5 protein-coding genes and 1 tRNA gene are annotated in these 13,034 nt (G+C 42.5%); 3 read left to right on the top strand and 3 right to left on the bottom strand.

Going from position 1 to position 13,034, the window contains the following annotated elements:
- Window positions 1–12: 12 nt before the first annotated feature.
- The 3 genes from QL982_RS13120 to QL982_RS13130 form a co-directional block, all read right to left on the bottom strand.
- Window positions 13–88: transfer RNA gene (locus QL982_RS13120), tRNA-Arg, on the bottom strand.
- A 73-nt stretch (window positions 89–161) separates the two neighbouring features.
- On the bottom strand, window positions 162–962 hold the full coding sequence (locus tag QL982_RS13125; RefSeq protein WP_290190378.1) for a hypothetical protein: 801 nt from the start codon (window positions 960–962) through the stop codon (window positions 162–164).
- A gap of 68 nt (window positions 963–1,030) precedes the next feature.
- Window positions 1,031–1,552 carry a hypothetical protein gene (locus QL982_RS13130; RefSeq protein ID WP_290166090.1) on the bottom strand — a complete coding sequence of 174 codons (522 nt, stop codon included), beginning with the start codon at window positions 1,550–1,552 and terminating at the stop codon, window positions 1,031–1,033.
- A 719-nt stretch (window positions 1,553–2,271) separates the two neighbouring features.
- Between QL982_RS13130 and QL982_RS13135 the strand changes: the two genes are divergently transcribed.
- The 3 genes from QL982_RS13135 to QL982_RS13145 form a co-directional block, all read left to right on the top strand.
- A complete protein-coding gene (locus tag QL982_RS13135) occupies window positions 2,272–6,771 on the top strand; it encodes an exodeoxyribonuclease V subunit gamma (protein WP_290164753.1) in 4,500 nt (1,499 codons plus the stop codon).
- A gap of 76 nt (window positions 6,772–6,847) precedes the next feature.
- The gene (locus tag QL982_RS13140; RefSeq protein ID WP_290164754.1) at window positions 6,848–11,353 is read left to right on the top strand and encodes a UvrD-helicase domain-containing protein; all 4,506 of its coding nucleotides are present in this window, start codon (window positions 6,848–6,850) and stop codon (window positions 11,351–11,353) included.
- 74 nt (window positions 11,354–11,427) lie between these two features.
- Window positions 11,428–13,034: AAA family ATPase (locus QL982_RS13145; protein WP_290190379.1), on the top strand; the 1,607-nt coding region annotated here is incomplete at its 3' end.

Consider the following 13,034-nt stretch of genomic DNA (forward strand, 5'->3'; position numbering starts at 1 on the left):
TAATATATTTGATGGTGCGCCCACCAAGACTCGAACTCGGATCGATCGCTTAGGAGGCAACTGCTCTATCCTGTTGAGCTATAGGCGCATTATGGAGTGACATTGTAAAAAAAAGCTGGCATAAAAGCAATCAACAAAAGACAAATAAAGGTAATTTATCATCAATCGCCATTACTAAGTGCATCAGAAACGTCTGCTGCATGATTTCCTGAGGCATTTTTTGCCTGTGAGGTTGGTTTAAACAAGTCATTTACACTATTTTTATAACCACTAATATTGTCATAATCATGTTTTTTTAGAATATCTTGTCCTGTGCTTGAGAGTAAAAAATTACGAAAGCTGGTAGCAAGACTATTGTCTGTCAGAATGACGCCCTCAAGTGCTTGCTCATCTCTTACAGCATAATTGAAAGGATTTAGCGTTTGCAGCTGTTCATGATGGATGCTTGCATCATTATTTTTATCAGCGTCCTCATGGATATCAACTGCATTGGTGGTTTTCGGGCTTTGACGGTTTTTATCTTGAGCCTGTTGCAATTGTGACTGTAGGAGCGACATACGTTCTGTAGACAGACTACTATCATTGGTGATGATTATATCAGTATCAAAGACAAAACCAGAGAGCTTGTCTCCGTTTGAGTCGGTGCTGGGTACTGTAAGAAGAGCACCAGCGGGTACATAGCTTGCCAAAGCTTGTACATCAGGGTAACGAGATTCAAAACTGATAATGATATCGTCCAAAGGTATTTGTAAGCGCTCGTCCGCTCGAACAGATAGAACGCGACTAGACATACCGTTTGATTCAGCACCCTCGGCCCCAAAGTCTGATTCATGCTCACTTGCCATGATTGGTAAAGGGTCTGTATTTTTACGGTTGCTGGTCCACAACCACATAAAGACAGCGACGAATATCGTTAACAGCAGCAAAATTAGCCCAGCCAGCAGCAGTTTGTAGTCTTTCATATATTACTGCTCTTTTCTTAGTCAGTTGTCATAAATTTAAAAACAATACGGTACGTAGCACATTGTTTTTAAATCTGCTGATGTAATACTTCCTCTGCCAAATCCGCCAGCATGTCTGCAAAAATATCGACTTCTGCCGCCGCTTGAGGTTTTTTCTTATTATTATTTTTGCTATTAGCTGCTTCATCTTTATTTGATGGTGTTGGCTGGTGGCTTGGGAGGGACGTAGATTCTTTATCAATGGCTTTATTTTGGTGTGCGGCTAATGGAGATTCGCCTGTTGCAAGCTTGTCTTTAAGCCATTTGAAACCGTGAGCTTCCCACCATGATTCAAAACGTGGCAGCGTGCTACCACGCATGGCCTCAGGCAGGTTCAATGTCCGTAGTTTTTGTGCCAATACAGGGTCGTTAATGGCTTGATGGATACTGAGGTAGAGTGAACTACTATCATCAGTATATGGCTGTCTGTTTTGCCATGATCTATCGTCAATTTTCATACGTGGCAATTGCCATAATTCGCCGCGATAGTATACGACGTACAAACGTCGTTTTGGATGAACAAAAATGGCATCAATGGGACGCAAGGGCATAGTATTCAGTTATCTCGTCAATAAAAAGTGTTATTTGGATACAGATTATAAAACCCAATTTAAAAACAGTAATAGGTTTTGTTCTTTGTAATAGACATGAGTAACATCATAAAACGACACTAAATGTCGTAAGGTATTATAATGTCAGTATCTATACTAGTAAACGATAACCATCAATGGCACACTGGTATAGTCATTGCACTATAAAAGTATGACTGCGTTAACCTCGCTTGAAGTATTTAATATACATCTACACTCGGTTGCCTTGTATTACTTTTAAATTGAATCGACTATAAAAAACTTGGCATGCCAACATTATTAATGAATATATAAGGCTTGTAATCGCGACTGTTTTTTTATTTGTGGCACTTATGCTAGCAGAAATACTTCACAGTAACGACCACCAATCATGTATTAATGAGTATTATTTTTGCTTTATCTTTGTTTTTTGTAAAGCCTTTAATTTGGATACGAACATCCCATCTATCAGTTAAGCCCTTTGTATCCATTCTAGGGCGTGTCATCATTTAGATTGTGTGGCTTAAAATGAGAAAAATTGCCGCCAAACAAGGAAGAACTCGCCGTAAATATGAACATATTGACAAGATTTCTGACGATGTTTGACAAAATTTAGCCATTTTAAGGCCACTAAATGTATCAATGTGCTCATTGATGACATGCCCTAGTATCTTATCCTTATTCCAATCAGATTAGTGTCTATGTTTACCATTATTCAGTCGCACCGTACCGAAAACCTTGTAGATCAATTGCTTATACAATACCAGTCCAAGGATCAGCCTGTATTTGAGCCTTTTATTGTCATTGTACCCTCAATGGTACTGGGTGATTGGTTGGATAAGACCATTGCTAGCCGTGCTGGTATTAGTACCTTGGTGCGTACTAAATTTTGGGGTCAGTATCAATGGACGCTGATGCAAGATGTATTGATTCGCCATAATGCGTACTTACTGGCGCAAAACCCTGAAGCGACAGCTCTAAATGTACCCGAAGTGGCGGTGTTGTCACCGACAGTAATGCAGTGGCGATTGTTTGGGTATTTGACTTATTATCAGGAGTCGATTGTTACAGATGAAAAGCATCCAATTCATCCGTTGCTAGCGTCTTTGATTGATGACCCACAGGCAAGTGCTCAACAAGACAGCTTACAACAGGATAAGGCGCAACAAGATGCCCGTATTTGGCAGCTGGCAAGCGATTTGGCTAGGGTGTTTAACCGCTACTTGACCCACCGTGAGGATTGGCTAGCATTATGGTCGCACAACGAGCCGCTGAATGTAGATGAGTTGATAGCAGATAAAGATGCACTGTCATTGCGTTTTGATAAATATGCGCGTGGCACGCCTGAGTGGTTGGTCGAGCATTATGTTGAGTTGGAAGTTGCCCAACGATTCTTGTGGTCGCATTTATTTGCCGATGTTCATTTACACCGTGTGGCACTGGAGCGTGCGTTCTGGTCGGCTTTAAAAGGCAACAAGGCGAATGAACGCGCTCAGTTGCCCAAAGTACTGCGTATATTTACCATTCAGCAACTGCCACAGACCGAGTTAGACTTTCTACAGAGTCTGTCGCAATACATGAATGTCACGTTATTGCACTACAATCCATCAAAGCTGTTTTGGGCAGATATCGTTGATAAATCATGGTTACAGCGTCAGCAGATTATCAACCCTGAGAGTGTGTTCTTGCGTGATTATGGTCATAGTTTGCTATCGCGTCTCGGTAAGCAGTCGCGCGATGCTTTTGCCATGCTTGCCAATTTATCGGGTAATGAGCAATACGACGATGCACTGGTTGAATGGCAAGATAATTTTGATGATACGCTGAGCATTGGTTCTAATAATGGGGTTGCTGCTGAGTATATCGATGATGCTAGTAGCGCTCAGAATAGTCCAAGTTTGTTAAAGCGTTTGCAAAACGATGTGTTGATGCTTGATGAGCAATCTACTCAGCAAGCAACGGCTGCTACAGTCTCACAAGCGGTAAGTAAGCAACTAGAGCCAAGCTTTGATGAAGCTAAGCCAGCAACGGCTTGGTATGAAGATGAAGCGTTAGAGAATAAGCGCTTTGAGAAAGACCGTTTTTGGGCAATTTCTTCCCAAGATAATAGCCTAAGCATTCATTCTTGTCATAGTTTACAGCGTCAGCTTGAAGTGTTGCGTATTATGATCGGCCGTTGGTTGAACGAACCTATCAAACTAGGTGAAAAGAAACGTCATATCTCTGACATTGTTGTGCTGCTACCCGATGTTGAACGTCATCATGCACTAATTGGTTCTATCTTTGTCAATGGTAAAGGTCAGGATGGTTTGACTTTGCCTGCCAAAGTGACTGGTGTTGTTGATGCCGACATTCGCCAGTTATGGGAAGCCATTATTGGTTTTTATAAACTATTAGGCAGTCATAGCGCTCGTTTTGAAGCAGCTGAAGTCTTAGACTGGCTCATGTTACCGCCTTTATTTGAAAGCTTTGGACTGACTCATGAGCAAATGAGCCGTGGCTGTGATTTATTGGTAGAGGCGGGCTTTATTCGCGGCTTTGACGAGCTTCATCTTAAGCAAACTTTGGACAGTAATGATTACGACTATCGCTTCAGCTTTGCGCAAGCGTTAGATAGATTGACCCTAGGTCTGGTCATGCCAGAGGCTGAGTTGAGCGACTGCTTATATGATCTAAATGACGATGAATGGCCAAGTACAGCTTTACCAGAAATGACCTTGCCGTTACCACAAGTGAGCCTAAATGATGCGCTGATCGTTGAAGCGCTTTGCCGCATTTATACTGGCTTGGTTGCACGACGTGATGATCATACACAAAAAATGAAAGCGGAAGATTGGCTCGATCAGATTGAGACACAAGTTATCCATCGCTACTTTGGTGATGTGGATCAAACGCGTACCATGCGTGCCATTTACAACGCAATGAATGGTTTTAAGTCCAGTCTGCGAGCCAATCGTCACTATAGGCAGTACGCTAGTGGTGATATCGACAACAGAGAAGTAGAGCAGAGGCTGGCAGGTGTGGAGCAGTTGCCGCTCAAGCTGAGCTTTATGTTAGACAGTATTGAAAACGAGCTTGAGAGTCAGCAGGTCAGTGCGGAGCCGACGGGGGTGATTACCTTTGGACGATTTGGTGCACTAAGAAACGTGCCTTTTGAGCTGGTGGTGATGCTCAATATGGATCTCTCTGAGTTTCCTGGGCGTGACCGTGATAACCGCTATGATTTGATGAAAGCGACCAATGCACGCCGCGGTGACAGAGTTAGTGAAGATGATGACAACGGCGCATTTTTAGATGCGCTACTGTGTGCGCGCAGTGCATGTTGGATGTTCTACAACGGCCAAAGCTTGACGGACACGCATGAGCATCTGCCAGCTAACCCAGTGAGCGAGCTATTGCAGTTCTTGCAAGGCGAGGTGCAGTGGCAGGTGAACTCGCTTGAAACGTTGCCTGAGAATATTGATTCCACCACCGAAAGCCTCAAGCGTTACTTACCTAAATTGATTAAGCAGTGGTTGGTGACTGAGCATCCTGCATTGCCTTTCCATGAGAGTCTATTTGAGACAGAAATCGAAGGCACTGATGTTTTTGAGCAAGCGTCTCCTGATATTGATGATAATGCTAATGCTAACGTTAATGCCAACGTTAATATCAATGCTCAGGACTCTAGCCCTGTCGATATGATTGATGAGCTGGATGCTTTATTAAATACAGCCATGCGCAAAACCAAACTGGCTCAGAAAAAACAGTTTCCGCCTGCGCCGCTTTGGCAAGCGGTGTTTGATACATTGAAGGGGCGAGTATCTAGTGAGCCTATGCAACTGGTCGGCTTACCCACAAAGTCACAGTATGAGTCAATCGCTCAGGTGCTTGGTCAAGGCTTGGGTCAGCTAGGTCAAGTAGATAATCAAACCTTGTCTGCATTGGCTGAATTGTTGGCGCTAGATACAGCTGTTGATGCTAGCAATGTCAATAACATAACAGAGGCGCTCATCCAAAATTTATCTGATAGCATATTTAACATCGGAGAGATAGATATTGAAGGGGTGTTGGCTTACCAAGTACGCCATCCTGCCAAAGCGTTCTTACGGTCTCAAAAAGTGCATGTGGTGCAAGGTGAAGAAGCACTGTCGCATCAAGAGCCGCTATTTCTAAACAGTTTAACTACCTATCAGATCAAAGATTATTTGATTAAGCAATTGGTCGCCGATGAGACTAAGACCAATAGCGGTGATACAACCGCTGAAATCACTACGCCAATCCTGATGTATCAAAAAATCATGCCCGCTGGAGTCGCTCGCCAAACTACATTACCTAATCAACAAAAGAAACTGCAACAGCAATGCTTGGAATTCAAAGAGCAATTAATGGCTAATGGCTTTGATGAGAGCAGTATTCTCAATGAGGGTGAAGCAGATAGCGCCATTATATTACAGCTATTGACGCCAACCGCCGAACATCCTGTTCAGATAGAACTAAAAAATATACTTAGTAGCACTGACAACGAGTCAAGCAATCAGACGAATATAGAGGGTATAGAAACACTGCTTAAGCTGCTGCCGACAATCATTAAGATCAAAGGCTCAGTACCAATGTTAGCACCCATATCAGTTATTCAGGCGGGTGTACCTTATGCTCAGCAATCACCCAAGCAATGGTTAAACATACTGCCCAATTCTGCCAGTCCTAGGCATTTACTCAAGTTTTGGTTGTCACATTTGTATTGGCAAGTGGCCAGACGTACCACTGCCGAGCAAGTGGTATTAAATGATGGCGTAAGTATTTGGCGCTTTAATAAGGCCAGCTCACAAGTTGGTAACTATAAAGATGTAATCGCATTTAAACTAAGCCCAATTGTCTATGAAGACGCTGTGATTGAGTTGATAAAATGGGCATTTTTTGGCAAGTTAACGGGTCAAGTGCCTATTACATTACTGCCAGAATATGCACTTAATTACCTTGATAAGTGCGCAAAATTCGAAGAAGGTGTTATTTATTGGCCGAAGCGATCAGATTTCAAAGGCTGGTTAAGATCTGATGATCACCTAGACACGGTATACGATACTTGTTCGCAGCATGCCATTTGGCAATACGTACTGCGTGACCAAGATGCGTTTAAGGCTTTGTCAGCAGCGTTGACTACATTAGCTCAGCCACTGTATGAGCCGATGTTTAATGCGTTAACTAACTTAGATGGTTAGCTCATTATCTAAAGCAGCCCCTAATTAATTTTTGCTATTTTGTTCTAATAAATAATAATTAAAAGTATGCGCCCATATGACAGACTTTACCGACCCAACCAATACCACTGACTTATTTACACAATCAGATTTATTTGATGAATATTCAGATGAGCTGACTTTATCTGCTGTGCCTGAACGTAAAAATGATGTCATACCGGCAGTTGATGTTGATCTGACGGGCAAGCACCTAATTGAAGCCTCAGCGGGCACAGGTAAGACTTGGACGCTGACTGGTATTGTACTGCGCCTACTGATCGAAGCGCGACGTGCGCCAGAGCAAATCATTGCCACGACTTTTACTCGAGCTGCCGCTGCCGAAATGCGTCAGCGTATCCACGATCGTTTGGTAGATTTCTATCAGTTATTACAATGGGTCAATAGCCTAAGTGCTGATACTAGCAATAAAGAAAGTCTCTATCCCAACATACTGCAAGTCATGCCTGAGGGTAATAAAGACACACAAGCAGGCAGTAATTCAGACGTAGACGCAAACGTTGAGACAGGCATTGATGATTTAAATCAAGACCTTGCTGCTGATAAGCAAGTGGCGGCTGAGCAACGTCAACAAGCAAAAAAAGACCGTCAAGATTGGCTGGTTAATCAGGCCAAATATGTGCGTTTAGATGGCATCATGCAAGATCCTATTAACTTGCATCTTGTCGGTTATTTGCTGGATCACGTGTACAGTTACCCAATGGCGGAAGCTATCAGGCGTACCGCACTCGTATTAACCACCTTGGATAAGCTATTTGTAGGCACGCTCGATAGCTTGGCGCAAAAATGGTTGACGGAGTACAGTAGCGAGACTGGTCACCAGCAGGGCATGGGCATTATTGAAGACAGCAGTATTGAACAGGTGACTGATAGCATTGTTCATGATGAGCTACGTCAATTTCAGAGCCGCTTATACTATGAAGAGCCCAAACTTTACGCGCTAATGGATCAGCAAGGTAAGCTGTCTGCAGTAGGCGATCATAAGAAATATGTGACACGATCGCTTAATTTTATCTCTGCGCCGATTGATGAGATTTTGGCAAGTGATTTTTCGTTTGATGGTTATGAGCGGCTTATACATAATATTATTGAACGTAGCGATGAGCTTGATATTTTCTTTAGACCTGAGGGTGAGTACTATGAAGTGCCAAAAGGACAGTTATTTAATAATAGAGATACTTGGCCAAAAATAATCGAAACATTACAGGATTTTGGATCAGCCGCTTATAAGTTTGTATCTGATAAAAAGAAGAAAACAAGCAAGTTAATTGAGGCTTTTCAAAAAACTGACAATATTGGTAATCAATTCCGTGTTCCTCAAGATGGCAAAAGAATTAATTTAATATTCAACGAGTTGCAGGTCGTGCGTGACTTTAAACGATATATTGAACAAAGTAAAAAGTTGGACGAATACATAATAACTGTCTTAGCCAATCTTAACCGTCATATTGTGCTTGCTGTGCGTAATAGACTGCCAGTTATTTTAGAAGAGCGTGGCGAGACGACTTTTAGTTTGCAAATGGTACGCTTAAACCAAGCATTGACTGGTCGTCAAGGGGATAAGCTGGCGCGTTATATTCGTCATCACTATCCTGTGGCATTGATTGATGAGTCGCAAGATATCAATGGCGAGCAAGCTATTATGATTGAAAGTATCTATTTGCCAAAGAATAAGCGTAAACAGTCGGACAATGACAAGCAATCAACCACTAAGAAAGCCAATCATGAGTTTCTGCTACTGGTTGGTGATCCCAAACAGGCTATTTATGGGTTTCGTGGTGGCGATGTGGCCAACTACAACTATATGAAAGCCCAGTTTGACAAGAGTACACTTTGGACACTAGATATCAATCGCCGTTCTAATGCGGGTGTGATTAACGCATTGAACTGCTGGTTTGGCATGGCCGATGCAGCAACTGCTGAGAATAAGCTGTCGCAACTAGGAACTGGTATTCATTACCAACATATTAAAGCAGCAAAACCGGAATATGAGCTGTCTTGGTTTAATGCGTCAAATAGTCTAGATGATGTAATGGTGACAGAGGTGCTTTCTGCTCAGCCCGTGAGCTTATTGCATCTGCCTTATGACAAGGACAAAGAGTTTGATTATGATGAGCATGAAATAACAGCTCGCCATATAGCCACGTTGCTTAATAGTGGTCAGACACTTAAAGGTAAGCCGATTCAGCCGAGTGATATTGGGGTGCTAGCACGTGCCAAAAAAGATCTGAAAAGGGTCGAAGACGAGCTAGTAAAACTTAATGTGCCGACCTTGACCACCAGTGACGTCAGTATCTTTGAGACTATCATGGCAGAAGATGTGGCAGCATTGCTAAGTGCCATGCTATATCCGTATCGTCATGACATGATTAATCGAGTGTTGACCAGCCACCTATATGGACTGAGTATCAAAAACATCAAAGCCATGATGACGGATCATGAGTCAGGCATTACCGAGGGTAGCAGTACGCCAAGCGCCCATGCAAACAGTTCTAATTCGAAAGACTTCTCAACTAATGAGGCTACTGATACTAAAAAAAGCTATCAAGACTTTATTACCTATCTAAAAGAAGGTGCCCAGCGTTGGCAGCACTTTGGCATATTATCGGCGCTACATTATTTATTAGATAAAAGCCCTGTACAGCCGAAAGGCGTTTGGCAAGCCCTAGCTGCTCATCCAGAAGGTGACCGTCATATCATGGACTTGCGTCATGTGATGGATATCTTGGCGCAGTATGGTCTAGGTATGGGTGAGCATGAGCTACTGGCGTGGTTCAGGCAGCATATAGATGCAGCGCCCAACAGTGACTGGGCTAAGCAATATCCGCTACCGACAGAGTCTGGCGTACAGCTAATGACCATTCATAAGTCAAAAGGGCTTGAGTTCCCTATTGTCTATGTATTGGGAATGGGTGACGCCAGTAGGAAGTCTGGGAATAAAGAAGACTATGGGCTGTATCTATATAACGCGCAACAAGCGCCCTCAATGTTAGTACAGCAGTCGACAGATAATCAATCGGGTAATCAGCGCCGCTTCTCACCATTACAAGGCTCTGCTACGGATGAGGGTTACTATACGGATATCGAGACACAAGAAGGTTTTGATGAGATAAGACGGCTTGGCTATGTGGCATTTACTCGGGCCAGCGAGCAGCTTTATGTTGTGCTACGAGATCCGAGTAACAAGACAGGGTTTGAGCTAAAGCCAGTGTTCTATTGGTTTGAATCGCCAGAAGCAAAGTTTGAATTACCTGATAGGCTCAAAGGCATCGTAGGCATGCTCAGAGGGCATAAGGTTAATGAGTTTTATGACAATAACTACGTAAGCAATGATGCTAACTCAGCAGGTATAAATGACAATGTTCAACTGGCCGCCACCAAATCAAATACTCATAAGCCTACGACAGAAGCTATTGAGTACGCGCCTTTTGCTGAGGTGATGAAAACCAATTATTTTTATGGTTGGGCCAAGACCAGCTTTACCGCTTTGGCGCGTCAGCTAGATGAATCTACACAAGCAATGGCGATAGTGGATGAGCGTATTGATGATGCGATAGACATTGATATGACAGAGTCTTCAGTTTCGAATATCTCTTTACTTAATAACGACGAGTCTCTCGAACAAGACGGTGAACTAAGCCTCAAGTTAGAAGATGATATCCGCTTTACCTTTGTAAAAGGTGCCAATGCCGGTACGTTTTTACATGAGATATTTGAACAAATAGATTTCACCAATAAAGCCCAGTGGTCTCAGGTTATTGATAGAGCGATTAATAGCTATCAGTTGCCGCTGATATATAGTAGTGCTGAACAGCAAAGCCGCAGATCACAAGGCAAGAAACAAAGAAATAGTGATGGGTTTGATCTTGAGTCAATAGATACAACGAAGCATGAGGCATTAATCAATTGGATCGAAGAAGTGCTACATGCGCCATTATTATCTTCCAACCAACCTTTGATATCTCTTAATAAAGGTAAGCGATTTGCTGAGTTAGAGTTCAACATGGGGTTGTCAGAGAATTTTAAAGCACAGGATATCAGTAAGCTTTTTCAACAGTATTTACCTGATGAGCTAGATAAACACGTCACTCTAGTGCCACAAAACAAGGCACATCTTTATCGCTATCTACGTGGTGAGATTGACTTAGTGTATGAGCATGCTGGCAAGTATTACGTGGTCGATTATAAAAGTAACTTTTTAGGAAATAGCCTAAGCGACTATAATGAAAATACGCTAAAGCAAGCAATGTCCAAAGCAGGCTACTGGCTACAAGCAGCAATCTATCAGGTAGCATTGCATCGGTTCCTTGCCATGAGAATCAGTGATTATACGGGTAACGAGGATAAGTACTTAGGCGCTGTAGAGTACGTATTTTTACGCGGTGTGTATGACCCGAATGCTAAAATCGCTGACACTATGTCTCAAGATAATAATAAGCCTAGCAGTAACAATTTAGAGAATCATAACTGCTATGGACTGGTCACTTGGGATATTCCCATCGACTTTATCAAAGGTTTAGACGCATTGTTTGGCCTGCCGGATTAATAAACCTTATGTAGCAATTAGATAGATAAAAATTGTTATAACATTTAATCAGATTAAAAAGAGACCAGAACACGATGAGTAATAATAACAACAAGAGCAAGTCAGCCATTAGCTTACAAGAGAGCTGGGCCAGTAATCTCAGTGATTATATTTTGCTGCGCCGTCAGCAAACACATGTAGCATATGACGCGGTAGATGCAAAGACGAATGATGAGAGCAAAAGAATCAATAAGTCGGAAAACAATGACTTATTTACTGCTCTATTCGTTATTTTAGCAGCTCATTTGGAAGAGGGTCACACCGTATTAACGATTGATACAGCCGATCATGAAGCTCCCATGCAAGGTCAGATTAATGGGGAGTTGGTCGCACTATATGCATGGCAGCAGAACCTACTAGAGATATTGGCAACACCTATCCTTGCGCTGATTGATACTCAGATAAAAACGCAAATAGACACTCAACCAAACGACGACGCTACAACGGAGACATCGCTATTTGTATTGCTAGATACTTTGTTTGGTCAGCGAGCTCAGCTATGGGCGCAGCTAGCACTCAGCAACCATGAAAAAGAGATGCTAGTCAAACGGTTTGATGCGATTGCTACGTTATATCAGCGTTTGAAAAATAGTGACTCAGTTACTTTTGTTCAGTCAATTCATGAGAATACTTTATTTGCTAATGTTGATGCGAATACTGATAGTAATAATAAAAATAGCCTAAGTAAAAATAAACCTATCATATACCAAATACAAAAAATCGAAACAAATAATGAGACAAAAATATCAATCACCTTTTGGTTACACCGTGCTTGGCAAGCAGAATTCAACTTAGCACAGCATATTACTCATATTTTGAATCAGCAGATAGTGCCTTTAGACATTACCATGCCTGAGAACTTAAATGACCAACAGATAGCCGCTATCAATGTGGCGAACAATAATGCATTTAGTATCATTACTGGTGGCCCAGGGACAGGTAAAACCTACACTGTGGCTCAATTAGTTATCGCGTTACAACAGGCAACAGAGAGTAGGGGAGATCAGTCTGAACATATTAGGTTTAGCACAGACAGTGCTAGTCTAGCATTAGCAGCGCCAACGGGTAAGGCAGCCCAGCGTATGCAAGAGTCTCTACAGGCGGCTTTAGATGACGCAAATGTAGAGCTGCAGTTGCAAGAGGCAAAAACCATCCATCGTCTGCTAGGTATCGGTCGAACGGGTAGACCGCGCTACGATGCCAACAACCCACTCGGTGAAGATATTATCATCGTCGATGAAGCATCTATGCTCGGGGTTGAGTTGGCCAATTATCTTGTGAGCGCGGTAAAGCCAGGTGCAAGGTTGATACTATTAGGCGATGCTAATCAGTTAGCAGCCGTCGATGCAGGAGCAGTATTGGCTGATCTCTGTCGCATTCCTCTACTGCAACCTATACATGCAGAACTAACCGAGAGCCGCCGATTTAGCGCTGATTCAGGTATCGGCAAGCTTGCCTCGCAAATTAATAAAGCAGAGGTAGATACGCAAGCCATTTGGCAATTACTAAGGCAAGATACTGCCTTGAGTTTTCAATATGTTAATACGTTACAAGCAGAATCGGCGTTAAATAATAATATAGAAAATAGCCTAAGCAAAGAAAAAATTATTTCAAAAATCTCCAATAATTACCAATCATACAT

The organism is Psychrobacter sp. 5A.1, from assembly GCF_030407455.1.
Classification (GTDB): domain Bacteria; phylum Pseudomonadota; class Gammaproteobacteria; order Pseudomonadales; family Moraxellaceae; genus Psychrobacter.